The organism is Rhodococcus sp. SJ-3, assembly GCF_051918125.1.
Classification (GTDB): domain Bacteria; phylum Actinomycetota; class Actinomycetes; order Mycobacteriales; family Mycobacteriaceae; genus Rhodococcus.
The window spans coordinates 4,120,512-4,145,158 of sequence record NZ_CM123306.1; the positions used below are offsets into that span (position 1 = coordinate 4,120,512).

25 protein-coding genes are annotated in these 24,647 nt (G+C 65.5%); 12 read left to right on the plus strand and 13 right to left on the minus strand.

All coding sequences use genetic code 11. The features are described 5' to 3' along the window. Window position 1: 1 nt before the first annotated feature. Window positions 2-697 carry a TetR/AcrR family transcriptional regulator gene (locus tag ACTDXD_RS19215; RefSeq protein ID WP_440123865.1) on the minus strand — a complete coding sequence of 232 codons (696 nt, stop codon included), beginning with the start codon at window positions 695-697 and terminating at the stop codon, window positions 2-4. 176 nt (window positions 698-873) lie between these two features. On the opposite strand from ACTDXD_RS19215, the gene ACTDXD_RS19220 reads away from it, so the two are divergent. The 6 genes from ACTDXD_RS19220 to ACTDXD_RS19245 are packed head-to-tail and all read left to right on the plus strand — an operon-like array spanning window position 874 to window position 7,631. Beyond that, window positions 874-1,716: an urea amidolyase associated protein UAAP1 gene (locus tag ACTDXD_RS19220; protein ID WP_440123866.1), complete on the plus strand. Its 843-nt coding sequence runs from the start codon at window positions 874-876 to the stop codon at window positions 1,714-1,716. Between the two features lie 3 nt (window positions 1,717-1,719). Further along, complete coding sequence (locus ACTDXD_RS19225; protein WP_440123867.1) at window positions 1,720-2,370, plus strand: urea amidolyase associated protein UAAP2; 651 nt, start codon at window positions 1,720-1,722, stop codon at window positions 2,368-2,370. A gap of 3 nt (window positions 2,371-2,373) precedes the next feature. Continuing rightward, a complete protein-coding gene (locus ACTDXD_RS19230; RefSeq protein ID WP_440123868.1) occupies window positions 2,374-4,344 on the plus strand; it encodes a 5-oxoprolinase/urea amidolyase family protein in 1,971 nt (656 codons plus the stop codon). After that, window positions 4,341-5,099: a hypothetical protein gene (locus ACTDXD_RS19235; protein ID WP_440123869.1), complete on the plus strand. Its 759-nt coding sequence runs from the start codon at window positions 4,341-4,343 to the stop codon at window positions 5,097-5,099. Before ACTDXD_RS19230 ends, ACTDXD_RS19235 begins: the two co-directional genes overlap by 4 nt. Next, window positions 5,096-6,124 (plus strand): isopenicillin N synthase family dioxygenase, encoded by a 1,029-nt coding sequence (locus tag ACTDXD_RS19240; RefSeq protein ID WP_440123870.1) that lies wholly within the window; start codon window positions 5,096-5,098, stop codon window positions 6,122-6,124. The genes ACTDXD_RS19235 and ACTDXD_RS19240 overlap by 4 nt, the downstream gene beginning before the upstream one ends. A 19-nt stretch (window positions 6,125-6,143) precedes the next feature. Beyond that, complete coding sequence (locus tag ACTDXD_RS19245; protein WP_440123871.1) at window positions 6,144-7,631, plus strand: sodium:solute symporter family protein; 1,488 nt, start codon at window positions 6,144-6,146, stop codon at window positions 7,629-7,631. A gap of 68 nt (window positions 7,632-7,699) precedes the next feature. Here the strand turns inward: ACTDXD_RS19245 and dmpG are convergent, their stop codons facing one another. Genes dmpG through ACTDXD_RS19260 form a run of 3 tightly spaced genes read right to left on the minus strand, consistent with a single transcriptional unit; the run spans window position 7,700 to window position 10,490 of the window. Then, on the minus strand, window positions 7,700-8,728 hold the full coding sequence (dmpG, locus tag ACTDXD_RS19250; protein WP_440123872.1) for a 4-hydroxy-2-oxovalerate aldolase: 1,029 nt from the start codon (window positions 8,726-8,728) through the stop codon (window positions 7,700-7,702). Further along, window positions 8,728-9,669: an acetaldehyde dehydrogenase (acetylating) gene (locus ACTDXD_RS19255; protein WP_169687505.1), complete on the minus strand. Its 942-nt coding sequence runs from the start codon at window positions 9,667-9,669 to the stop codon at window positions 8,728-8,730. The genes dmpG and ACTDXD_RS19255 overlap by 1 nt, the downstream gene beginning before the upstream one ends. Beyond that, the gene (locus ACTDXD_RS19260; RefSeq protein WP_440123873.1) at window positions 9,666-10,490 is read right to left on the minus strand and encodes a 2-keto-4-pentenoate hydratase; all 825 of its coding nucleotides are present in this window, start codon (window positions 10,488-10,490) and stop codon (window positions 9,666-9,668) included. The genes ACTDXD_RS19255 and ACTDXD_RS19260 overlap by 4 nt, the downstream gene beginning before the upstream one ends. Between ACTDXD_RS19260 and ACTDXD_RS19265 the strand changes: the two genes are divergently transcribed. From ACTDXD_RS19265 to ACTDXD_RS19275, 3 genes are all read left to right on the plus strand, one after another. Beyond that, complete coding sequence (locus ACTDXD_RS19265) at window positions 10,489-11,316, plus strand: IclR family transcriptional regulator (protein WP_440123874.1); 828 nt, start codon at window positions 10,489-10,491, stop codon at window positions 11,314-11,316. The genes ACTDXD_RS19260 and ACTDXD_RS19265 overlap by 2 nt on opposite strands. 86 nt (window positions 11,317-11,402) lie before the next feature. After that, a complete protein-coding gene (locus ACTDXD_RS19270) occupies window positions 11,403-11,762 on the plus strand; it encodes a PadR family transcriptional regulator (protein WP_440123875.1) in 360 nt (119 codons plus the stop codon). After that, window positions 11,762-13,120: a permease prefix domain 1-containing protein gene (locus tag ACTDXD_RS19275; RefSeq protein WP_440123876.1), complete on the plus strand. Its 1,359-nt coding sequence runs from the start codon at window positions 11,762-11,764 to the stop codon at window positions 13,118-13,120. The genes ACTDXD_RS19270 and ACTDXD_RS19275 overlap by 1 nt, the downstream gene beginning before the upstream one ends. Before the next feature lie 29 nt (window positions 13,121-13,149). On the opposite strand, the gene ACTDXD_RS19280 is transcribed toward ACTDXD_RS19275, so the two are convergent. The 6 genes from ACTDXD_RS19280 to ACTDXD_RS19305 all read right to left on the minus strand — a co-directional run bounded on the left by ACTDXD_RS19280 (window position 13,150) and on the right by ACTDXD_RS19305 (window position 19,269). Next, on the minus strand, window positions 13,150-14,064 hold the full coding sequence (locus ACTDXD_RS19280; RefSeq protein ID WP_440123877.1) for a hypothetical protein: 915 nt from the start codon (window positions 14,062-14,064) through the stop codon (window positions 13,150-13,152). Between the two features lie 91 nt (window positions 14,065-14,155). Beyond that, window positions 14,156-14,926: an 8-oxoguanine DNA glycosylase OGG fold protein gene (locus ACTDXD_RS19285; RefSeq protein ID WP_440123878.1), complete on the minus strand. Its 771-nt coding sequence runs from the start codon at window positions 14,924-14,926 to the stop codon at window positions 14,156-14,158. Between the two features lie 171 nt (window positions 14,927-15,097). After that, window positions 15,098-16,045, minus strand: coding sequence for an exodeoxyribonuclease III (locus ACTDXD_RS19290; RefSeq protein WP_440127708.1), 948 nt, complete (start codon window positions 16,043-16,045; stop codon window positions 15,098-15,100). 2 nt (window positions 16,046-16,047) lie between these two features. After that, window positions 16,048-18,270, minus strand: coding sequence for a glycoside hydrolase family 3 C-terminal domain-containing protein (locus tag ACTDXD_RS19295; RefSeq protein ID WP_440123879.1), 2,223 nt, complete (start codon window positions 18,268-18,270; stop codon window positions 16,048-16,050). Window positions 18,271-18,319: 49 nt separating this feature from the next. Next, window positions 18,320-18,703, minus strand: coding sequence for a RidA family protein (locus ACTDXD_RS19300; protein ID WP_440123880.1), 384 nt, complete (start codon window positions 18,701-18,703; stop codon window positions 18,320-18,322). Further along, window positions 18,700-19,269 (minus strand): DinB family protein, encoded by a 570-nt coding sequence (locus ACTDXD_RS19305; RefSeq protein WP_440123881.1) that lies wholly within the window; start codon window positions 19,267-19,269, stop codon window positions 18,700-18,702. The genes ACTDXD_RS19300 and ACTDXD_RS19305 overlap by 4 nt, the downstream gene beginning before the upstream one ends. A gap of 62 nt (window positions 19,270-19,331) precedes the next feature. On the opposite strand from ACTDXD_RS19305, the gene ACTDXD_RS19310 reads away from it, so the two are divergent. Further along, entirely contained in the window at window positions 19,332-20,300 is a 969-nt protein-coding gene (locus ACTDXD_RS19310) for a helix-turn-helix transcriptional regulator (RefSeq protein WP_440123882.1), read from the plus strand. A gap of 23 nt (window positions 20,301-20,323) precedes the next feature. Here ACTDXD_RS19310 and ACTDXD_RS19315 read toward each other — a convergent pair whose 3' ends face one another. Both ACTDXD_RS19315 and ACTDXD_RS19320 read right to left on the minus strand, forming a co-directional pair. After that, a complete protein-coding gene (locus ACTDXD_RS19315; protein ID WP_440123883.1) occupies window positions 20,324-20,446 on the minus strand; it encodes a hypothetical protein in 123 nt (40 codons plus the stop codon). A 70-nt stretch (window positions 20,447-20,516) separates the two neighbouring features. Then, window positions 20,517-20,837, minus strand: a complete 321-nt coding sequence (locus tag ACTDXD_RS19320; protein WP_440123884.1) for an SDR family NAD(P)-dependent oxidoreductase — start codon at window positions 20,835-20,837, stop codon at window positions 20,517-20,519. A gap of 372 nt (window positions 20,838-21,209) precedes the next feature. On the opposite strand from ACTDXD_RS19320, the gene ACTDXD_RS19325 reads away from it, so the two are divergent. After that, window positions 21,210-21,956, plus strand: coding sequence for an ANTAR domain-containing protein (locus tag ACTDXD_RS19325; protein WP_440123885.1), 747 nt, complete (start codon window positions 21,210-21,212; stop codon window positions 21,954-21,956). A gap of 128 nt (window positions 21,957-22,084) precedes the next feature. Here the strand turns inward: ACTDXD_RS19325 and ACTDXD_RS19330 are convergent, their stop codons facing one another. Beyond that, window positions 22,085-22,717, minus strand: coding sequence for a TetR/AcrR family transcriptional regulator (locus ACTDXD_RS19330; protein ID WP_440123886.1), 633 nt, complete (start codon window positions 22,715-22,717; stop codon window positions 22,085-22,087). Window positions 22,718-23,001: 284 nt separating this feature from the next. On the opposite strand from ACTDXD_RS19330, the gene ACTDXD_RS19335 reads away from it, so the two are divergent. Next, on the plus strand, window positions 23,002-24,480 hold the full coding sequence (locus ACTDXD_RS19335) for an aldehyde dehydrogenase family protein (protein ID WP_440123887.1): 1,479 nt from the start codon (window positions 23,002-23,004) through the stop codon (window positions 24,478-24,480). Window positions 24,481-24,647 lie beyond the last annotated feature (167 nt).

Genomic DNA, 24,647 nt, shown 5'->3' on the forward strand with positions numbered 1-24,647 from the left:
GCTATTCCCGGAGACTCCACGTGCCGAACGAGTCGGCAGCGACACCGATCATGAGCGCCCACGCCTGATCCACCACGTCCTCGGGGCGCTGCCCGAGCACGGTCAGCGCCGCGATCGCCAGAGTTTCGGGAAGCTGAGCGTCGATCGCCGTGTCCATCTGCCGGTCGGCGCGGATGTCGATGACCGACTCCACGAGCCGGAACGGTAGCTCGGCGCGTGGATCGCAGGCAACGTCAGCTCCTCCGCCCAGCACCTCGACGGCGAGGTCGCGATAGCGACGTGCAAGTCGTAGACGGCTCTGCCGGAAGGTCTCGAACACTTCGCTGCGGACCTCCGGAAGCATGTACAGCGCGCCGAGATTCCACCGTCCAGCGCACAGCTGCGCGGCGTCGAACCATGCGAGTGCGCACAACAGCACTGCGGCCGGCGTGGAGTCGTCGAGGCTCTCGTCGAACTCGACGGTCGGAGCAATCGTGGCATCGAGGAGCGTGGCGAGGATGTCGTTCTTCGTCGCGAAATGGTTGTAGAGCGAGGCCTGTCTCATTCCGACGGCATCGGCGATCTGTCGCGTCGTGGTGGTTGCGAAACCTCGCGTACTGAACAGCTCTGCGGCGGCGTCGAGGATTTCTGCGCGGGCAGTGTTGCCGGGACGCCTGGCGTTTGTCAGCCGGGGTCGGCCCGGCCCTGCTCTGGTCACATCACCACCATGGCACAGCGAGTGACGTTGCCACCCAACCCGATCGGTGTGTGAACATTACGTCATCCAGCCGAAACATCGGCCACATACTCGTTACGTCGGGGACATCCTCCGAAGATGCGGGCCTTGAAAACTGTCAACCGACAGTTACCCCGTCCGCCACGAATCGGAGCGCCATGACCGAGACCCTCGCGACAGCCACGACGCACGCCGCCCGAACCCATGCACGCGCTCAGGCCGGAACCGTCTCCGACGGCATGCCTGTTGTGCCAGCGTCGGCGTGGCCCACCCCGCCCAACGGGCGACGTGTATCGATGACCTGGGCCGAGACCGTGCCGGGCGGCCGCTACACGAGCAAGGTCGTTGCCCGCGGCACCCGCCTGCGTCTGCGTGATCTCGATGGCGCCGCATGTGCTCATCTACTGCTCTTCCGTGCCGACGCACCCCACGAGAGGCTCAACGTCGCCGATACCGTCAAGGTGCCGTGGCAGGCCTACCTCGGCACCGGGCATCCACTGCTCTCGGATCAGGGACGCGTACTCGCGACCGTCGTCGCCGACTCGTCCGGACACCACGACGCACTGTGCGGTACAAGCCACGCGGCGGGAAACACCGCGCGATACGGCGCCGGGGCGCTGCATTCGTCGTCACCCGCAGGACGTGAACTGTTCAAGGTCGCCGCAGCCAAGCACGACCTGCAGCCCCGAGATCTTCCACCGTCGCTGTCGTTCTTCCACGGCATCCGTGTCGAGGACGACGGTGGGCTCACCAGCACCGGAACCGCCGGCGCCGGTGCGTATGTCGACCTGCTCGTCCACCTCCCGGTTGTCGTGCTCATCGCCAACACCGCACACCCGCTCGACCCGAACCCCGAGTTCGTCACGACCCCACTCGAAGTGACCGCATGGCGCGCCGCCGGCGAACTCGACTCGGTCGACACAGCCGAACCCGAGTACCACCGCGCGGTGCTCAACACCGAAGACGCCTGGGCCGCGGCTCATTCCGAAATGGAGAACTGACCCATGACCACCACCGACGATACTGCTGCGCTCATCCCCGGAAGCGTTGTGCTCGACGAGACCGTCGCGCTCCGTGGCCCATGGTCGACGGTTGTTGCCGCAGGTGACGTGCTGACCATCGTCGATCTCCTCGGCAACCAGGCCGTCGACACCCTCATCTACGACGCTCACGACACCGCCTCGCGGTACAGCGCCGCCGCAACCGTTGCGGGGCAGGGCAACCTGTTCCTCACCACCGGATCGGTACTCCGTGACGCCGAGGGCGAACCGCTCATGACTCTCGTCGGCGACGAGGTCGGCAACCACGACACCGTCGGCGGTGCCTGCTCGCAGGAATCCAACACACTCCGCTACGGGCACCACACCAAGCATCAGCACGCGTGTGTCGAGAACTTCCTGATCGAAGGCGCCGAGTGGGGCCTCGGCAAGCGAGATCTGGTCTCCAACATCAACTTCTTCATGAATGTTCCGGTGGAAGCAGATGGCACGCTCGGCATCGTCGACGGCCTGTCCGCCCCCGGCAAGCGTCTCGCCATCAGGGCCGACCGCGACGTGCTGGTGCTCGTCTCCAACTGCCCGCAGATCAACAACCCGTGCAACGGTTTCGATCCCACACCCGTCCGGATGATCGTCACGCGACCACAGGGGGTGTGAGCCATGACCACGAAGATCACTGTCGAGCGCCCCGGAATGCTCACCACCGTCCAGGACTACCCGGGTCGCGCCGGCTACTGGCAGATCGGTGTGCCGCCCTCCGGACCGATGGACGACCTGTCGTTCCGCCTCGGCAACACCGCTCTCGGAAACGACGAGGGCACATCCGGCCTCGAATCCGCAATGGCCGGTCCGGCCCTGCGCTTCACCGAGGACACCGTGGTGTGCGTGACGGGTGCTCCGGTCACGGTGCGCATCGACGGTGAGATCGTGCCACAGTGGCGGCCCGTCACGGTTCCGGCGGGCGGATTGCTCGACGTCGGAACGATCGAGGGGCCGGGCCTGCGTGTCTACGTACTCGTGGCCGGCGGCCTCGATGTCCCCGAGTTCCTCGGCAGCACAGCTACCTTCACCCTCGGGACCTTCGGTGGTCACGAGGGTCGCGCACTCCGCGACGGAGACGTGCTGGTCGTCGGTGACATCCCGTCGGCCCAGAGCGCCGCAGTGCCCTCCGAGCACATCCCGGCCCTCGCGACGCGCTGGCGGATCGCCGTCACGGAGGGCCCGCACGGCGCACCCGAGTTCTTCACCCGTGCCGACATCGACACCCTCTACGCCACCGACTATGAGGTGCACTTCAACTCCGACCGCACCGGCGTCCGGCTCGTCGGCCCGGTACCGGAATGGGCCCGCACCGACGGCGGTGAGGCCGGATTGCACCCCTCGAACATCCACGACAACGCCTACTCCGTCGGTGCACTGGATTTCACCGGTGACACCCCGATCCTCCTCGGGCCCGACGGCCCGAGCCTCGGCGGCTTCGTGTGCCCGGTGACCGTGGCGTCCGCCGACCGTTGGAAGCTCGGCCAGCTCGCCCCCGGCAACACGATCCGGTTCGTGCCGGTGCGGGCGGAGCGCGTCGCATCGCGCCGTGCACTCGGAACCGCGCGTCGCGCAGGGTTGTCGCTGGTCACCTCCAGTGGCGGAGATGGCGACGACGGCGTGCTCGCCCGCCGCGACGGCCACACCGCCGTCACCTACCGGCGCAGCGGCGACGACAACGTGCTCGTCGAATACGGCGACATGGCCCTCGACCTGGGTCTGCGTGCCCGCATCCATGCGCTGCACCAGCGGCTCGATGCCGACCGCCCCCGCGGCCTGCTCGAACTCACCCCGGGCATCCGATCGCTGCAGGTCAAGGTCGACCCTGATGTGCTGCCCGTGAAGGCCTTGCTCCGGCACCTCGCGGACGTCGAGGACACCCTCGGCGACAGCGATGAACTCGAGGTACCCAGCAGGCACGTGCGGCTGCCGCTGTCGTGGGACGATCCTGCGACGCGCGAAGCCATCCAGCGCTACATGCACGGGGTGCGTTCCGATGCGCCGTGGTGCCCGTGGAACATCGAGTTCATCCGCCGCATGAACGGCCTCGATGGTGTTGCCGACGTGTTCGACACCGTCTTCGCCGCCGAGTACATGGTGCTCGGGCTCGGCGACGTCTACCTCGGTGCGCCGGTCGCGACCCCGCTCGACCCGCGGCACCGACTCGTCACCACGAAGTACAACCCCGCACGTACCTGGACTCCGGAGAACGCGGTCGGGATCGGCGGCGCGTATCTGTGCATCTACGGAATGGAAGGCCCGGGCGGCTACCAATTCGTCGGACGCACCACACAGGTGTGGAACCACCGGCATCCACAACAAGCCGGTCCGTTCGAGGACGGCACACCGTGGCTTCTGCGCTTCTTCGACCGGATCTCCTGGTACCCCGTCGATCCCGAGGAACTGCTCGACCTGCGCGCCGACCTCGCCGCGGGTCGCGGTGGGGGAGTGGAGATCACCGACGGGACTTTCTCCCTCGCCGAACACCGTAAGTTCCTGGTGGACAACACCGAGTCGATCGACACTTTCCAGCGCATCCAGTCCGTGGCGTTCGCGCAGGAGCGTGCACGGTGGAAGGAAGGCGGCGCGTGACCGTCGCTACGTCGCTGTCGGGAACCCGTTTCGAGCGCACCCTCCTGAGGAGACCGGAGCATTCCGACGATACGACGACTCGTGTCACCTGGCTACAAGGACGCGCACTGTACTGCGATCTCCGACAGCCCGCTGCGCTACCGAAGATCGAGGCACCCGCGCTTCGCGCCCTGGGTATCGAAGACCTCCTCGTGCTGGCCGAGCAGGACGGATTCGCCGGCCCACTGTTCGACAACGGCGACCACGTCGAATGGGGCCGCACGGTCGCGCTGCACCCGGTAGGAGCGACACCGGACGCCGGTGCTCTGAATGCGCTCGATCACGTCACCCTCGTCGAGCAAGGCATGTTCGAGGACTACATCGAACACTGGCGGATCGCGGCCAACTCACAGGACATCGACGAGTACCTGCTCGAGGACCTCGACACCGGTGCACCCGGAGTCCTCGTGCGCGTGGGCGGTGACTTCGCATTCGCCCGGGGCCGTACCCATGTGCTCGACGGTCCCTTGCTCGAGCAGATCCGCGGAGCCGCCGGCCTGCGCGCGGCACAAGACCTCTTCGACTGTGAGATCGCGCTCGGCGTTGTGCGCGGCGAGCAGTGGATCATCACCGCCTCCAGTCTCCCGTATCGGTCAGGCGCACACCTTGATCCGGTGTTCCGCGACCGGATCGTCACTTGCGACCACGACGTCGACGGGAATCCCGTCGTACGGAGCTGGCAGCGACTCGACCCCGACTCCAGGAGAATCACGTGACCTTCACCAGTATCCCGGTCATCGACGTCACCGCTCTCATCGTCGGCGCGGATGGACGCGAGGCCGTGGTCGACGAACTCGGCCGAGCAGCACGCGAGGTGGGCTTCGCTCAGATCATCGGTCACGGAATCGATCGCACCCTGATCGACGAACTGAAGGACGCAGCCGAGCGCTTCTTCGCGGAACCGGACGGCACGAAAATGTCCGTGTACATCGGTAATTCCACCAACCACCGCGGATACGTCCCGGCAGGGGAGGAAGTGTTCGCGGGAGCCACCCCCGACCACAAAGAGGCCTACGACCTTTCGATCGATCTCCCGGCCGACGACCCGGACTATCTCGCGGGCAATCCGTTGCTCGGACCCAATCAGTGGCCCGCGCTCGACAACTTCGCCGGCCCCGTCACCGCTTACTACGACGCGATCTTCGGTCTGGGCCGAGTCGTCCTGCGCGCCTTCGCCGAAACCTTGGGCGAGCCGCCGGATCTCTTCGATCGATATGTCATCACCCCGCCCGCACAGCTGCGGATGATCCACTATCCGCACGACCCGAGCGCCGACGACCGGCCGGGTATCGGTGCCCACACCGACTACGAGGTGTTCACGCTCCTGCTGCCCACAGCGCCGGGACTGCAGGTCGTCAACGCCGAGGGCACCTGGATCGACGTTCCGTACCGCGACGACGCGTTCGTGCTGAACATCGGTGATCTACTGGAGATTTGGACCAACGGAATCTTTACAGCGACGTCACATCGGGTGCGTAAGGTAGCCGAAGAGCGGTACTCGTTCCCGCTCTTCTTCAATGTCGACTACGACACGTGGGTCGAACCCCTGGATCGATTCGTCGGTGAAGACGGTCCGCGGTACGACGGTGTGCGAGCGGGCGAGCACTTGTTCGCACAGACCGCCCAGAGTTTCGTCTACCTCCGCCGCCGTCTCGCCGATGGCGAGATCGCTCTTCCCGGCAATGCACGCCCTCTCTACTCGCTCGGACGCGAAGCCCAACGCAGCGCTCCTGCCGTCTGACCCTCTCGATGGAGCTGTCATGATCATCACCGGTGTTGCCGTGTGCCTCGTAGTTCTGCTCGGGGCCGGATTCTATTCCACTCGTAAAGTTCGCGGAGATACCGGGAACTTCCTCCTGGCCGGCCGCTCACTCGGCGCGCCCGTCATCGCGGTCCTGCTGATGTCGCAGGTCATCGACTCCAACGCAACCCTCGGCAGTGCAGACCTGTCCGCCGCATTCGGATTCTGGGCCGGTGCCGCGATGCCCCTTGGCATTGCAGTGAGCGTGCTCCTCGTGGGCCTGTTCTTCGCGAAGAAGCTACGCGCCACCGGGGTGGTGACCCTTCCCGAATACTTCGGTCAGCGGTTCGGGCGCAGCACCGAGATCACCGCGTCGGTCCTGACGGTCGTGAGCTTCGGGATCCTGCTTGCGGGCAACCTGGTCGCGCTGGGCTACCTGCTCGAATACTTCCTGGGCCTGAACTACACGATCGCAGTGCTGGTGATCATCCCATTCGTGCTCGCCTACACCATGGCAGGCGGAATGTTCGCCAGCGTCTACACCGGCATGGTGCAGTTCGGCGTCATGGTCGTGGGAATCATCTCGCTCCTGGTATGGGTCGTGGCCGGCCCCGGGTTCTCCAGCCCCGAGGGGCTCGGTATCGAAAATCTGGGTCAGCTCACCGATCCCGCGCAGGGCGCAGCGATCAACTGGGCGACGATCGTCGCGCTCGGCCTCGGCAACCTCGTCGCGATCGACCTGATGCAGCGCGTGTTCTCCGCCAAGTCGCCGCATGCCGCACAGCGCGCCTGCTTCTCCGCAGCGACGGGCATCCTGCTGCTGTGCGTGCCGCTGTCGTTCGTCGCACTCGCCGCGGTCTCCATCGTGGGGGACAGTGCAGCCGATGCCCCGATCCTGTACGTGCTACTCGGCGAGTACACGCCGAAGTGGCTGTCGATCCTCGTCCTGTCGGGTCTGGTCACCGCTTCGCTGACCACGATCAGCGGAATCCTGCTGTCCACCGCAACTGTGCTGGTGCGCAACATTTTCGGGGTAGGTGGCGAGCACGCTGCACTGTCGTCGGACGTCATGAAGGCGACTCGCTGGGCGATGCTCCCGATGGCGGCGCTCGGGGCGATCGTGGCACTGCGAGTCCCGCAGACCGGCATTCTGCTCACTCTCACCTTCGACCTGCTGCTCGCGTCGCTGGTGGTGCCGTTCATCCTCGGCCTGTTCTGGGCGCGCGGTGACGGAGTGGCTGTCGCTGCGGCTGCGATCGTCGGGATCGGAGTGCGCGTCGGTTTCTTCGTCCTCACGCCCAGCATTTACGGCGTCGACAACACCTTGCTGTACATCCCCAACGACCTGGTGTCCGTGGACGTCGACGGGTGGACGACGTTTCTCGCAGCGATCATGTCACTCGTGGTGTACGTCAGTGTTGCGATGGTGCGCCGACCGATGCCACAACCGGCTCCGGACGCCACCGTTCCTGTGAGCGAGCCGGTGAAGGTCCCGCTGTCGGTCTAGGCCGCAGACGACTCGTGCGCGGTTCCGGTAGTCAGGATCACCGGAACCGCGCACGGATGTCTGGAGTGTCAGGCGCTGGCGGCCTCGCGCTCGGCGACGAGGTTGAGCGCGATGTCGACGATCATGTCTTCCTGACCACCGACCAGCTTGCGCTTGCCCGCCTCGAGCAGCAGGGTGCGCACGTCGATGTCGTAGCGCGCCGACGCCGCCTCCGCGTGACGCAGGAAGCTCGAGTACACACCGGCGTAACCGAGGGTGAGGGTTTCGCGGTCGACCCGCACCGGACGGTCCTGCAGCGGACGGACGATGTCGTCGGCTGCGTCCTGCAGCTTGAACACATCGCAGCCGTGCTTCCACTCGTACAGGTCTGCGACCGCGATGAACGCCTCGATCGGGCAGTTGCCCGCACCCGCGCCGTGCCCGGCGAGCGACGCATCGACGCGGTAGACGCCCTCCTCCACGGCGATGACACTGTTCGCCACCGACAGTGACAGATTCTCGTGTGCGTGGATACCGATCTCGGTGCCGTCGTTCAGGATCTCGCGGTAGGCGCGGACGCGGTCGCGCACACCACCGAGGGTGAGGCGTCCGCCGGAATCGGTGACGTAGACGCAGTGGGCGCCATACGATTCCATCATCTTGGCCTGCTTGGCGAGCTCCTCGGCCGGGGCCATATGGCTCATCATCAGGAAGCCCGAGACATCCATGCCGATTTCGCGGGCGGTCGCGATGTGCTGCGCGGAGACGTCGGCTTCGGTGCAGTGCGTCGCGATGCGCACCGAGCGCACACCGAGATCCCAGGCGCGCTGCAGATCGTGGACGGTACCGACACCGGGCAGCAGCAGTGTGGTCAGGCGGGCGTTCTGCAGCACCTCGGCTGCGGCCTCGATCCACTCCCAGTCGGTGTTCGAGCCGGGGCCGTAGTTCACGGAACCGCCGGCGAGGCCGTCGCCGTGGGCGACCTCGATAGCGTCGACGCCCGCGTCCTCCAGTGCGGAAACGATGCGCTTGACGTCGGCGGGGGTGATCCGGTGACGCACCGCGTGCATGCCGTCGCGGAGGGTGACGTCCTGAACGAAGACGGTGGTGTTGCTCATCAGGCGTTGTCCTTCTTCTGTGCGATCCGCTCAGCGATCTGGAGTCCGGCGGAGGTCATGATGTCGAGGTTGCCTGCGTAGGCGGGCAGGTAATGGGCAGCGCCCTCCACCTCGAGGAAGATCGAGACCTGGTGGGTCGGGCGGTTGCCGTCGACGAGCAGTGTTTCGACCGGCTGATCCTCGGGGATCTCGGTGATCTGCACCTGCTGCTTGAGGCGGTAGCCCGGCACATACGCCGCGACGTCGCCGACCATCTTCTCGATCGACTGACGGATCTCGTCGTGGGTGGCCGGATCCGGCGCATCCACGAGGCAGAACACCGTGTCGCGCATGATCAGGGGCGGCTCGGCCGGGTTCAGGATGATGATGGCCTTGCCGCGACGAGCGCCACCGACCGTCTCGATCGCCGACGACGTGGTCTCGGTGAACTCGTCGATGTTCGCGCGAGTGCCGGGACCGGCCGACTTCGACGCGATCGATGCCACGATCTCGGCGTACGCGACGGGCACGACGCGGGACACGGCGGCAACCATCGGGATGGTGGCCTGGCCGCCGCACGTCACCATGTTCACGTTCTGCGCATCGAGGTGCTCGTCGCCGTTGACGGCGGGAACCACGAACGGTCCGATTGCGGCGGGCGTGAGATCGATCAGTCGCTTGCCCAGCGGAGCGAGACGCTCGTTGTTCGCGACGTGCGCCTTCGCGGAGGTCGCGTCGAACACGATCTCGATCTCGTCGAAGTTCGGCAGGTTCACGAGGCCTTCGACGCCTTCTGCGGTGGTGGGCACCTTCAGGCGCGCTGCCCGGGCGAGGCCGTCCGACTCGGGGTCGATACCGACCATGGCACCCATCTCGAGAACCTCGGAGGTGCGCAGAACCTTGATCATGAGATCGGTGCCGATATTGCCCGATCCGATGATCGCAACCTTGGTCTTGCTCATGCTTGCTTTCCTTCCACGAAACGGGCTGTCACGGTGCCCAGGCCGGACACGGTGACGGAGACGGTGCTGCCTGCGGAGACGGACGCCATCGGGCCGAGAGCGCCCGAGAGGATGACCTGGCCGGCCTTCAGCGGCTGGCCGAGTTCGCGGGCGGTCTGTGCGAGCCAGACGACGGCTTGGATCGGGTCGCCGAGGCAGGCGGCGCCGTTGCCGGTGGAGACCACGGTGCCGTCGATTTCCATCGACATGGTGACCTCGACGGGTTCGACCTCGTCGAGGGTGCGGCGCTCGGTGCCGAGGACGTACACGCCGGAGGAGGCGTTGTCGGCGACGGTGTCGCCGAACTTGATGTCCCAGTTGGCGATCCGGCTGTCGCAAATTTCGAGAGCGGCGACAGCGTACTCGATGGCGTCGCGCACCTGGGCGGTGTCGAGCGGGCCGTCGATCAGGTCGGCGCCGAGCACGAACCCGACCTCCCCCTCGACCTTCGGCTGGATGAGCAGGTCCATCGGGATGTCGGCACCGTTGTCGAACGCCATGCTGTCGAACAGGACCCCGAGGTCGGGCTGGCCGACGCCGAGCTGTTCCTGCACGGCCTTGGACGTCAGGCCGATCTTGCGGCCCACGACGACGGCGCCGGCCTGCGTGCGGCCGTCGTTGAAGCGCTGCTGTACCGCGTAGGCCGCGACGAGATCGCTCTCGCCGATCAGGTCGCGGATCGGGGCGGTCGGGGCGCCGCTCGCGGCAGCGGACACGAGGCGGTCTGCTGCGGCGGCGATATCCGCGTCGCTGACCGCGGTGGTGTTCGTGGGGTTGCTCATGACCTCTACTGTCCTGCGTCGAGGCCTCGGGCAACAATGGTTCGTCTCACTGAGCGATACGCTGTTTCTCGTGACGCCGAATCTGGACACCGTGCTCGGCAAGGCGGTGACGATCCTTCGTGCCTTCCGCCCCGACGACAATGTGCTCGCGCTGGCCGAGATCGTCCGGCGCACTCACCTCCACAAGGCGACCGTGCACCGCCTCGCCGGGGAACTGGTCGCGAACCGATTGCTCGATCGGGTCGACGGCGGATATCGCCTCAGCGGGGGATTGTTCGAACTGGGGATGCGGGCCTCCGTCGAGCGCAGCCTGCTCGAGATGGCGATGCCGTTCCTGCAGGATCTCTACGAACGCACTCACGAGACTGTGCATCTGGGGGTGCGCGACGGACTCGACGTCGTCTACGTGGTGAAGCTGGGCGGCCACCGCCAGGCGAAGTCGCCGTCACGGACCGGTGGTCGAAATCCGTGGTACTGCACCGCAATCGGCAAAGCGCTGCTGGCGCACGCGGACGCCGAACTCGTCCACGAGGCACTGGCGATGCCCAAGGTCCGGCGCACACCGCACACGATCGTCGCCCCAGGCATTCTGCGCATGCAACTCGAACGGGTCGTCGAAACCGGTGTCGCATTCGAGCGGGAGGAATCGGCGCTGGGCATCACGTGTGTGGCGGCGCCGGTGTTCGGGATCGACGACGAAGTCGTTGCGGCGATCAGTGTCACCGGCCCGACCGGCCGATTCACTCCGGAGGCTCACGTCGCCGCTGTGCGCGCAGCGGCCGAAGGGCTCCGTAGCACCGTCGGACGTCGCGAACGCTTGCGCTGAACCGAGCCTGCATACCTTGCGGAGCTATGTACCTAGATCTGCTAGGGTCATGTGCGACGCCTAGAAGTGCTAGGTATAGGAGGGTCATGTTCATCGACAAGGACCTCGTGGCCGCATCGGCCACGCCCTTGGTTCTCGGGATTCTCGCCGAGGGCGAGTCGTACGGCTACGCGATCATCAAACGTGTCAACGAACTGTCGGACGGTCGCATGCAATGGACCGACGGAATGCTGTATCCGCTGCTGCATCGGCTCGAGCGCGCCGGCTGCGTCTCGGCGTCCTGGTCCACTGGCGAGAACGGGCGTCGACGGAAGCATTACACGATCACCGACACAGGCAGGAAGATGCTCGCCGAGCGCGCCGCCCAGTGGTCGGTCGTCGCCGATGCCCTGCACCGTGTGTGGGAATCCGCCGTGCTGCCACCGGCTGCCCAGGGGTGGGCGTGATGGACATCGACGCACAGCTCGAATCTCAGATCGCGCAGTGGCGAGGGTATGTCTCGGGGCATCGGGTGATCTCACCGGCCGATATCGACGAACTGGAAGAGCACCTGCGCGAACAGGTTTCGGATCTGTCCACCGCGGGACTCACGTCGAGTGAAGCATTCCTCGTCGCGGTGGGGCGGATGGGCAGCGTCGACGACATCTCCCGCGAATTCGCGCGAGAACACTCCGACCGACTGTGGAAGCAACTCGTCCTGGTCTCCGCCGATCCCCTCGGTGGTGTCAGGCGCAGGCCCCGTGAACTCGGTGCGGTTCTCGCTCTCGCCGTTGCCGCAGGGCTGGTCGTCAAGGCGGGCGCCGAATGGCTACCCGAACAGGTCCTCGTGCGCAGCCTGAGCATTCTGGTGCTGCCGTTCCTCGTTGCGTACTTCGCGTGGAAGCGAAGCATGACCCTTCCGGGCATCGCGGCCCTCGCAGTTCCGTTCGTGGCAGCTGCCCTCGTGCTCAATGTCTACCCCTTCGGCGATGGGGGAGACACCGAGATCATCGCGGCGATCCACGTCCCGATCGTGTTGTGGCTCGTGGTCGGTGCTGCATACGTCGGTGGTGATTGGCGCTCGGACCGCCGACGCATGGACTTCGTACGCTTCACCGGCGAATGGATCGTCTACATGGTGCTGCTCGCGCTCGGTGGGGGAGCGCTCATGGGTCTCACGGCGGGAACGTTCGCGGCGCTGAACGTCGACATCGAATGGTTCTTCGAAGCATGGGTCCTCCCGTTCGCGCCGGTGGGAGCGATGGTGGTGGCAGCGTGGCTCGTCGAGGCGAAGCAAGCGGTGATCGAGAACATCGCGCCCGTGCTCACCCGGGTCTTCACGCCGCTGACGATCCTCATGCTGCTCGCGTTGTTCGCAGCATTCGTCGTCGCGTTCGTCTCGTCTCGGAGCGTTCTCGACGTCGACCGGGACCTGCTCATCCTCATGGACCTGATCCTGGTTCTCGTTCTGGGACTACTGCTGTATGCCATCTCCGCTCGCGATCCCCACGCGGTGCCCGATGTGTTCGACGTGGCTCAGATGGTCCTCGTGGTGGCAGCGCTGGCCGTCAACGTCCTGATGCTCGTCGCCATGCTCACGCGCATCGTGGAGTTCGGTTTCACGGCGAACAAGATCACTGCGCTCGGGTTGAATCTGGTCCTGCTGGTCAACCTGTGTGGCGCCGCGTGGCTCGGTATCCGGTTCGTCCGTGGGCGGTGCGGATTCGGCCCCGTCGAACGATGGCAGATGCAATATCTGCCCGTATACGGAGCCTGGGCCGCGCTGGTGGTCGTCGCGGTTCCACCGATGTTCGACTTCGCATGACCCGGAGCGCATAGGCCGGGACGGTCGCACTACAACGCTCGATCGAGTGCCCGCATCCGGACCCGGGCCACGGCACGTTCGAACCGTCGCGCAACCACCTCGAAGGTCTCCAGCTCCTCCGCATCCCAGCGGACAACCTCGAGACCCAGGTCGCGCAGCCCGTCCTCCCAGAGCCTTTCCTCGATGAGGTCTTGTGGCTCGGTGAACTTCTCGTTGCCGTCGAACTCTCCGACAACCCCCAGGTCTTCCCAGTAGAAATCGACGCGAACACGTCGTCCGTCGAAAGTGACGAGTTCGCGTCGGAGGTCGGGGGCGGGCAGGCCGTACTCGTGTATCCGGATCCTCGACAGCGACTCGCCGATGCTCTCGCTACGGCCGTCCAGGAACTGCAATACCGACGACGCCGACACCAGCCCGTAGCGACAGCGCGATGCCTCGAGCACGCGGGGTATCTGCGTTGCTGCGCTCGGGTCGAAACGTAATGCCGCATCTCCGACGACGATGGCCTGGTCGCGGGGGAGAGTACGGGCGAGGTCGACGACGGTGCGCGCCACCGACGTCACCGGAACCCCGAGCACGTGTGTGATCTCGCCGTCGTCCCAGTTCGTGGTGTGTGCGTGCAAGCCCGACGTCACCCGCCCGCTGCGGTGGGGAGGGCGCGAGACGTGGACGCGACGTAGCGGAACGTCCCAGACGTCGATGCCGTGGAGTGCCGCGGCCGAGATATGGCTGATGGCCTCGCCGGTGACCAGGCCGGAAGCGACATGGCGTGCATGCACGCGGTGGCGTCCCACCGGCCCGATCGCATCGAAGTCCTTGCGCCACAGATACAGTCCGTGAGCGATGGTGACAAGCTCGCCCGACCGCAACGCCTTACCGATATGGTGTTCGGACATACCCGACGCGGCGAGTGTTTTCCTGGTGAGTCCCCGTGGTTCGTACATGAGCGGATACTCCCGCTCGACGAGCCGTGTGTGGCGGTGAAAGTCGCGATACTGCCGAATCTGTGGATGAAATGCGCCCCTGTGGACAACCTCAGAACAGGCGCGGGGTCGCGTGTGAGCCGTCGCGCACCTCGGTCATACGGGCATCCCAGCGTTCGACGAGCCACATCTCCACCAGCTCCGGCCTGGTCTGGATCTTCTCGGCCCACCCGCGCAGGAGTCCCACGTAGCGGAGGTACCGGCGCAACGTGAAATCGGCGACCGACGGATCCTCCAGCCAGCCCTCGTGCACGAGAGTCGAGACACCGTGCTGATCGAGCAGCTGCGCGGGACCGGTGTCGGTGTGGACGCCGACGGCCCACAGATACGTCGCGAACAACGGAACTCCCACGCCGGGAGTATCGGGCCATCCCAACCAGGTGAGTCGGGAGTTGTCGGGCAGTTTCTTCGTCTTCGCGCAGTAGTCGAGGACGCCCTTGATCTTGGCGAGCGGGTCGCGTCCGGACGGGGCATGGGCGTCGAAGACGTTCGGGAGTCGGCGCGCCGAGCGCCGGCGCGGGTGCGCGCTGCGCCAGGCCGCGCACAGGAACAACAGCCCCAGACCGTCGTGATCGCTCTGGACGAGCTCACTGCCCAGACGCAGATCGCTGCGGGGGACGACGGCCTTGCCGCTGGCGACGACGCGCCCGTCGAGATTGCGTCCACGCAGCCGAATGTCGTGTCCGGCGTCCCTGAGATGGTCGTTCCACCACTTCAGATCGACGGTCACGCCGTCGTCGAGTACCTGCAGGTCGTACATGCGAAGGCGGCACCAGTCGGCACAGGCTGTCGGGGGCTCGAACCCTTCGTCGTACGCATGCATGCAGATGAGCCTGCCATGAGAATGTCGTTGTCCTCGGTGATGACACGCGAGGCGTGATCGACCCGATGCCACTCGGTCAGAGCGCCCGCGTCGAGCAGGTTCCAGAGGCCCGCAACGCAAAGGTGAGGCTCGCAACGCCAATGGTGAACCACCAGCGGTGCGAGCGTCACCTCAGCGTTGCGTCCCCGGGGTGTTGTCCAAGGCCGCAAGGTCGTAGTCGACGACGACGGGCGCGTGGTCGCTGATCCGGCGATCGGGAGCCGGATCGCGATCGGTCGCCGCCGACACCGCCGAACGCGCCAGCGCGGGAGTGGCGAGGTGGTAATCGATACGCCATCCCACATCGTTCGCAAACGACCGGCCGAGCCACGACCACCACGAATACGGGCCGTCGACGTCCGGATGATGTCTGCGCACCACGTCGACGAGGGTGCGCGGAGAAAGGATCGAATCGAACCACTCGCGTTCCTCGGGGAGGAAACCCTCGGCCTGATTGCTGCGGCGCCAGTTCCGGACGTCGTACCGGGTGTGCGCGATGTTGAGGTCGCCCATCAACAGCAACTCACGACCCGCCGAGAGGGCTGTGCGCCGTGATCTGGTGAGCTGACGAGCGAACGCGTCGAGGAAGCGCATCTTGCGGTCGTAGCGTGCACCACCGTCCGGTGCCTCCCGCATCCGTCCGGGTTTCTGCAGGTGGGCGGGCAAGCCACCTTTCGGCAGATACAGCGACGCCACCGTGATCGGCGCGTCCGCGAGGTCGACTTCGACATACCGTCCTTCGACAGCGAATTCGCGCAGGCCCCGGGCAAGGGGAGTGGGTTCGGCGGCCACCGTCTCGATGTGGTCGTCGCCCGGATGGCGCAACAGCGCCGTGCCGCTCCACGTGCGCACCGCGGTAGGCTCCTTGCGGGTCAGGACGGCGACGCCGTTGCGTCCCGGCAGCGTCCCCTCTTCGTAGGTGACGTGGTGATCACCGAACACGCCGTCCGGAATCGCCGATGCGGGGGCACGAACCTCCTGCAACGCGACCACGTCGGGTTCCCGTTCGCGGAGCCAATCCTCGAATCCGCGGCGCTGGGCCGCACGAATTCCGTTGATGTTGAATGTTGCGATGCGCATGGTCATTTCGACCGTCCGTTCACGGCATCCAGCTGCTGCTGGATCTCCTCGACGCCGATCCCGAAGTTCCCGAAGCTCAGCACTCTCCCGAGCGGCATCGACGCCGCCATCTCGAGGACCGCCGGGTCGAGGGCAGGAGCCTGGCCGTCGGATGCGGCAAAGATCTTCGAAAGAACTTCTGCTGCCTCAGGGTTGGAGAGAATCTCGCCTATCGACGACTCCAGGGTCAACGGGACGGAAACGTCGTCGCCGTCGACGCCGACGGTGCACGTGGCTCGGATGTCGCGACTCGAAGCACCGATGTCGACGCGGTAGGTGCCACCTTCGACCACCCACTGATCGACGCGGGTATCCCAGTACGCGAGGTCTGTGCGGCGAACAGCTACCTCGACCTTTCGTGATTCTCCGGCATCGAGACGCACCTTCGCGAATCCCTTCAACTCACGGGGCGCGCGGGCTACGGCGGAGTCGGGCAACCCGATGTACACCTGTACCACGTCGGAACCCGGCCGTTCACCGGTGTTGGTGACGGTCACCGCCACGGCCAGGTCGTCACCGACGGTCACAGATGCGCCTGAGTACTCGAATGTCGTATACGACAGGCCGTGTCCGAAGGGAAACGACACGTCGGTTTCTCTGGCATCGAAACCGCGGTATCCGACGAACAGGCCTTCGCCGTAGCGGACATGTCCGTGCTCGCCCGGAAAATCGGTGTACGACGGTGTGTCCTCGAGGCGCACAGGGATGCTCTCTGCGAGCCGGCCCGCAGGATCGGCCAGTCCGTACAGCACGTCGGCGACCGCACCTCCACCTGCTTGCCCGAGGAGCCAGCCCTCGATCAGCGCAGGCACACGATCGGCGAAACCGGACACACGCACGACCCCGCCGTTCGACAGCACGACCACGGTGGTCGGATTCGCCGCGACCACCGCGTCGAGCAACTCCAACTGAGAGCCGGGCAGTTCCATATCCGCACGATCGAAGCCTTCGGATTCGAGCGCAGCGGGTACCCCGAGGAAGACCACCGTGACCTCGGCGGACCGTGCCGCGCCGACGGCCGCGGCACACAGCTCCTCGGTGATGGTGCCGTCTTCGAGGTAGCCCGGAGCGAATGCGACGTCCCCCGCGGCCAAGGTCCGGATCTCGTCGAGGGCGTTGTCGAGACGCGTCGGGTTGATCCGTGACGACCCGGCACCCTGATACCGCGGGGTGCGGGCCAGCTCACCGATCACGGCAACCCTCGCCTCGCTGGCAAGCGGCAGGACCTCGTCGTTCTTCAACAGCACCACGCACTCCGCGGCGACCCGGCGGGCAAGCGCGTGGTGTTCATCGGCATCGAATACGGCGTCGGGGTCGAGCGCCGCCTTGCCGACGAGATCGGTCACCCGCCCCGCGGCGATATCGACCACGGACTCGTCGAGTTTTCCCGCCCGCACCGCGTCGACGATTTCCTGATCGGTCCGTCCACCCGTGGACGGCATCTCCAGGTCGAGGCCTGCCTCCAGCGCTGCGACGCGGTCGGACACAGCACCCCAGTCGCTGACGACCACTCCGTCGTACCCCCACTCGCCCCTCAGGACGTCGGTGAGCAGCCAACGATTCTGCGACGCGTACACGCCGTTGATCCGGTTGTACGAGCACATCACCGTCCACGGCCGAGCGTCCTCGACCACTCGCTGGAACCCGCGCAGGTAGATCTCCCGTAGTGGACGCGGGTCGATGTCCGCGGAGACCCGCATCCGGTCGGTTTCCTGGTTGTTGGCGGCGAAATGCTTCAGGGACGCGCCGACGCCCTGTGACTGGACCCCGCGGACGAGCGCAGCCCCGAGGACACCCGACACCAACGGATCCTCGGAGAGATACTCGAAATTGCGTCCACACAGCGGCGACCGCTTGATGTTGATTCCGGGGCCGAGCAGCACACTCACCTGCGACGCACGGGCCTCGACACCGAGCGCGGCACCGACCCGTTCGAGCAGTTCGGGGTCGAACGAGCATCCCATCGCAACGGCAGGCGGAAAGCAGGTGGCGGGCACCGAGTCGGCGAGACCGAGGTGATCGCCACCCTCGACCTGTTTGCGGATACCGTGGGGGCCATCGGTCAGCATTATCGATGGAATATCCACCCGCGAAACGGGTTTCGTGAACCAGAAGTTCAACCCGCTGGTCAGGCCTGCTTTCTCCTCGAGCGTCAACTCGGACAGTGTGCGGGCGAGATCTGTCATGCTGCTCCTCCGAAATCGGCGTCGGCAGCAGACTATCGCTCCGAGCGGTCTACTCGGGGACTACCGCGATCGCGTCGATCTCGACCAGCGCACCCGGCCGGGCGTGCCCGGCGGTGGTCACGACGGTGATGGCCGTGCGGCGGTCGCCCCAGACCGACCGCGACGCCGCGTACCCGACCTGTGCATCGACCCCGTCGACCATGTAGATGTTGAGTTTGACGACGAGATCCGGGCTCGACCCGGCAGCCGCCAGCACAGCGAAAACGTTCTTCATGGCCCGCACGGTTTGCGCTTCGATGCCCTCGAGCATGGCGCCGGAGCTGTCGGTGCCGAGCTGACCGCCGACGTAGACCATCTTGCCTGCGGGCGCGATCACCCCCTGGGCGAATGCGGGACTGTAGGCGAGCTCGTCGGGATCGATGAGGGTGATCATGATTCTCCCCGGGTGTGTGCGTACAGGTCACGCAGAAGCGAGACCTCGGACAGGTGGTGGATCAGTTCACGGTGTATGTGCAGCACGAGGTCGGCCATTGCAAGCTCGGGGTAGGGCTCTTTGTCGCCGACCGCAGTGATCAGCTCTGTGTGGCTCAGGCCCCGGACACCCTCGACCCACACGTCGAGCTGGGTTTCGAGCTGGTCGAGCGCTTCTCGTGCGGTGCCCGCATACTCCCAGGATTCGTACGACGCCGGAGACGCGCCGAAGTGCGCTGCGTTGCGCGCGGCCAGTACGCCGACGATCACGTGCCCGAGCCGCCACGCGATCGTCGTGAACGGCGCGGGCTCCGGCTGTGGGAAAGCGAATTCGATGGTGAAATCGCCTGTGCCGGCCTGCATGGGGGCGGTCGACGTACCGCGTGGCCGTACACTCCACGGGTTCGGCACGGGTGAGAAGAAGTACTCGTCGTCGGTCATGCCTTGGAGTCGGCTCCGGATCTGATTGTTCCAGTGCCATTCCCACTGCTCCAGCAGCGAGTGGTTCAAGTCGAATTCTGTGGACATGGACCTACTGTGGCACCACAAGAGGACAGGATCTGTCCGCTGTGTGCGGCATGCTGAAACTTGTGGACGACACGACGGAACGAGTCCTGACCCTGCTCGGCCTCCTGCAGCAGCGGCAGGTCTGGTCAGGCCCCGAACTCGCCGAGCGGCTCGGCGTCACACCCCGCACCGTCCGGCGCGACGTCGAGCGGCTGCGCAACCTCGGATATCCGGTGCGTGCCGGTAGGGGCCTCGGTGGCGGCTACCAACTCGGATCCGGCCAGGATCTGCCGCCGTTGCTGTTCGACGACGAAGAAGCCATCGTCACCGCGGTCGCTCTGCTCGCCGGCGCGGGAGGCGCGCTCGCGAGCGGCGGCGACGCGGCGCTCCGGGCCCTGACCAAGCTCGACCAGGTGCTTCCCGCGCGGTTACGACACGAGGTGCGCGCCTTGTCGGGTTCGGTGGAGTCATTCGGTGGAGGCCGCGACCCCGTCGACTCCGAGGTGCTCATGATGCTCGCGCGCGCATGCCGGGATGAGGTGGAGATCGGATTCGAGTATCGCTCGGCTTCGCGACGGATCGAGCCCTACCGCCTCGTCGCCTCGGATCGCCGCTGGTACCTGCTGGCGTACGACCTCGCGCGCGACGACTGGCGCAGTTTCCGCGTCGACCGGATGTCTGCGGTGACGGCACGGACGTGGCGATTCCGTCCGCGACCGGCACCCGATGCTGCAGCGTACGTGCAAGAGGGAGTCGCGAGCAGGGCATATCGGAAGCAGGCGCGCTTTCTCATCCGTGCACCCGCCGATGTCGTACGCAGGCAGATCTCGTCGTCGGCTGCGATGGTGAAGCCCCGCGACCATCATTCATGCGAAGTGGTCAGTGGGGCAGATGATCTCGACATCGTCCTGTGGTACGTGCTCATGCTGGGGCACGAGTTCGACGTCCTCGAGCCTCCGGAACTCGCAGCCCGCTGCGTCGAGCTGGGAGAAAGGCTCATCGGTGTGGGAGCCTCAGGCGCAGGCCCGGACGGAAGGCTCTCGGAGCGGTGAGCGGGTTGCTGCTCTGTTCCGTGTCAGAGATTTCTGGGCTCATGGCCGGATGGGCCGGTGGGGTGATGGAATGCGGCCTGCATGACACCGACGGAGCTGAGTCCGACCAGGAGAACGAGCAGCAACAGGGCGACGTTGAGAGTCATCGGATCGTCCTTTCGTAGCGCAGACCGCGTGCTGTCAGTTGTGATGCACATCACCGGTAGTGAGTTCTTTCTACAGCACCACGTTGGTCTGTGCGACTCGGATGGCTGCGGTGCCGGCATTGTTCACCAGCACGCCGAGCCCACCGAGCTGTCGTGCGAGGGTGTCGATTGCCTCGGCGGCGTCCGGTGTCGCCAGGTCCTGGCGAGCGACGAAGCAACGTTGTCCGCGTTGCTCGACTGCAGCCCGGGTGTCGTCGGCGCCTTCTGAATCGGTATGGAATGTGATGCCCACGTCGTATCCGTCGGAGGCGAGCAGTTCGGCGGCGGCCTTGCCCATACCGGAGTCTGCGCCCGTGACGATGGCGAGTCTGTCGTGTGCTGGAAGGGTCATGTTCCGGGTGTACCCCATGGCGGGAGCGGCACACCGGAAACCTGCGGTTGCCAATGCCGTCCTACGCTCACGTTGCTGCGTGTGCGCGCCGCCTGCCGATATCGGCGTGTGGAACGGACGTCGACGTGAGTGCTTCTGTCCGACAGGTGTGTTCATCGCGTAGCGAGTAGGACCTGATCTCGACGGGGCGCTCCGGGTCGCCCGGGCAAGCGGCACCATACATGGTCGCGGTATGGCACCGAGCCCTCCTCCCCGGCGTCTGTCGAAGACGACCACGTGGGTAAGATCAACGCGAGTATTGCGGTAGAGAACCCTGCCCCCTTCGCGGCAGGTGAGGTGTGCCTGCGCGCACCCTCGAGAAAGAGCCCGCCGATGCCCAACAACCCCTCGCTTGACGATCTCGATGTGATCGCCAGAGTCGACGCCGTTGCGGGGGCTCTGGACCAGTTGCGAGGGCGTTTCGGCGCAGGACAACCCAGCACCATTGCGTTTCTCGAGCAGTTGTGCGGGTGGACTGTCGACACCATCCCGGGTGCCCACATGGCCGGCATCACACTCGTCGATCCGGATGGAACGGCGACCACCCCTGCCTACACCGACCCGCGGGTGGCGGAGATCGGCGTCGACCAATATCGGACCGGACAGGGGCCCTGCCTCGAGGCTGCCTCCGCCCACACGGTAGTCCGGGTTCTACTCGATGAGTTTCCCGATCGCTGGCCCGGCTTCACCGCGGCACTCCGTCGTCTCGGCGTGCACAGCTATCTCTGCGCCCCCCTTCGTCTGGCCGGCGACCACGTCGGATCTCTCAACCTCTACAGCGTTGACGGCGACGGTTTCAGCGACCTCGACGCGGCGCTGCTCAAGATCTATACCACAGTCGGGGAAACCATCATCGATCTGTCCCGTGACCTGGACCAGGCCCGTCGCGACGTTGCCGGGCTCCGGACGGCCATGGAAAGCCGTGCCGTCATCGAACAGGCCAAAGGTGCCCTGATGTTCTCGCGAGGGATCGACGAGGACGCGGCTTTCCAGACCCTGGTCGAGGCGTCCCAACGCGAAAACGTCAAACTCGCTGCGGTTGCCCAGCGGGTGGTGGCCCTGCTGGGGAAGAAATCCTGAAACTGTTCCCCGACAACGCATTCGGATTCGAGTGTGCAGTCTGCGACAACGAAGCATCACGAAAGTCCCCGGACGGAGGGGGTGCCGGACCCCGCATCCGCGGCTCGGTCTACCCGGTCGGCAAGTGCCTACACGGAGCTGTCCTCGACTTCCGGAATTCCGAGTGTGCGGGTCCACGGGCTCCCTTCGAAGACTCGCACGAAGTCTTCGGCGAACTCCGCCAGATCTTTGTGGCCCAGGGTGATCCCAAGTGTCGATTCGTTGGCGAGCGTTGCCCCGAGGCTCGAGATCATCACCGACATCAATGTCGGGGGCAGTGCGTCGAGGTCGACACCCCGGCTGCGGAGGATCACGGTCAGGGCGGCGACCTGACTCTCGCGGTACCGCTCCGCGTACGACGACATTTCGGCGCGGATCTCTTTGCGATGATTCGCCAGGGCCATGAATTCCATCAGTAGGGCGGCCCCGCGTGGCTCGGTGGCCACCTCCCACAGTGCGCGTAGGGGTGTCTCGGAGGTGAGCGCTTTGCGTTGCCTCTCGAGATTCGCCTCGGCACCCCTGCGGAGGACGGCGACGAACAGCTCGTCCATGGTGGGGAAGTAGTAGTACACGAGGGCAGGATTGACGCCTGCTTTTGCTGCGACGCGCCTCGAGGTCGCGGCAGCGTAACCCTCTTCGAGCATGATGTCGCCGGTGGCTTCGATCAAGAGGTCGCGCGTCTCGTTGCTGCCCTCGCGGCGACGCTTGCGGGGAGCGCTCATGTCGTATCCCCGGCGCGTCCGAACCTTGACGCACTGATCATTCCGGTGCTATCCATGTGACGCAGCTTATCATTAGGCGATCGCTCAACAAGCTGCCGGATGCGGTGCCCTGATCGACCCTGCTCTCTCGTCGGCGCACCGATCTCGATGCATGAACGTGCCCGTAGATCTCGACGTAACCCTCAGTAGCGCTGGCCTATTCGTACCGACACGTACTCGCAGTGTGCTCTCCCGGCCTCGTATGCGCATCGCTCTCCCCATTCGAACCACGAAGGAGTAGATGAATGTCCTCTGTTGAACAAGAAGTCCCCGAAGGTGCAGTGATCGACCAGCAACTGCTGATCGGCGGCGAACTGCTCGACGCCGCTAGCGCGTACCCGTCCGTCAACCCGGCGACCGGCGAAGTGTTCGGATACGCGCCCGATGCCTCCCTCGAAGACGCTGACGCGGCCATCGCCGCAGCTCGCCGCGCGTTCGAAACCACTGCCTGGGCCACCGACGTCGCGCTGCGGCAGAGGTGCCTCGACCAGCTCCACCGAGCATTGCTCGACCACCTTGAGGAACTGCGAGAACTGACGATCACGGAGGTCGGCGCCACCGTCGCGCTCACGAAGGAAGCGCAGCTCGAGGGACCGCTCGACATCGTCCGCTACTACGCCGATCTGCTGAAGACCTACGACTTCAGTGAAGAACTCGGCTCTGTCGAATACCTCGGCCAACAGCATCGTCGTTGGGTGGAGAAGGAGGCCGCAGGGGTTGTCTCGGCCATCGTCGCCTACAACTTCCCCAATCAGCTGGCCCTCGCCAAGCTGGCTCCGGCCTTGGCCGCGGGCTGCACGGTGGTGCTCAAGGCAGCGCCGGAAGCTCCGCTGGTCACCCTGTTCATCGCAGAGCTGATCGCCCGGCACACCGACATTCCGGCAGGCGTCGTCAACGTCCTGTCGTCGACCGACGTTGCCGTGGGTGAGTTGATGACGACCCATCCCGACGTCGATGTCGTCACCTTCACCGGTTCCAGCGTGGTCGGGCGCAAGATCATGAAGGCAGCGGGCGACACGTTGAAGCGAGTGTTCCTCGAGCTCGGTGGCAAGTCGGCGGCGATCGTGCTCGACGACGCCGACTACGCAAAGATTGCGCCGTTCGCAGCATTCGGTATCACGATGCATGCAGGTCAGGCGTGTGCCCTCAACTCACGGCTCCTGGTGCCGCGGAAAGATCACGACAGCATCGTCGAGGCTGTCGCGGCCATGATGGCGCGGGTTCGCTACGGAGATCCTCGCGAGAAGAAGACCTATATGGGTCCGCTGATCAGCGAGAAGCAGCGCGACAAGGTGCACGGCATGGTCGAGCGGGCCGTTGCTGCCGGTGCCACGCTCGTGACAGGTGGCGAGAAGGTCGATCCGGGCTTCTTCTACGCACCGACGCTGCTGGCCGGTGTGGATCCCGACAGTGAGATCGCTCAAGAGGAGGTTTTCGGCCCGGTCCTCGCGGTGATTCCGTACGACGACGAGGACGACGCCGTACGTATCGCCAACAACTCTGCGTACGGATTGTCGGGTGCGGTGTTCAGCGGCGATGAGCAGCGGGCGTTGAACGTCGCGCGCAGGATCCGCACGGGCACGCTGGGTATCAACGGTGGCAACTACTTTCAGCCGGACGTCCCGTTCGGTGGCTACAAGCAGTCCGGTATCGGTCGAGAAATGGGTGAGGCCGGCCTGGCGGAGTTCCTCGAGCTCAAGTCGCTGGCCACGGTCCTCCCCTGAGTTGATCGATCGCCTAATTAAGAGTCATGGGATGCTGAGGCAATGGAGGATGTTTCGAGTATTTGCAGGTAAAACCAGTATCGATACTCGCATTCCTCGGCATCCCTTGACCTTGATCGAAATCGAGTGTTAAACATATGACTAATACGTGAACTGCACGAGGGTCG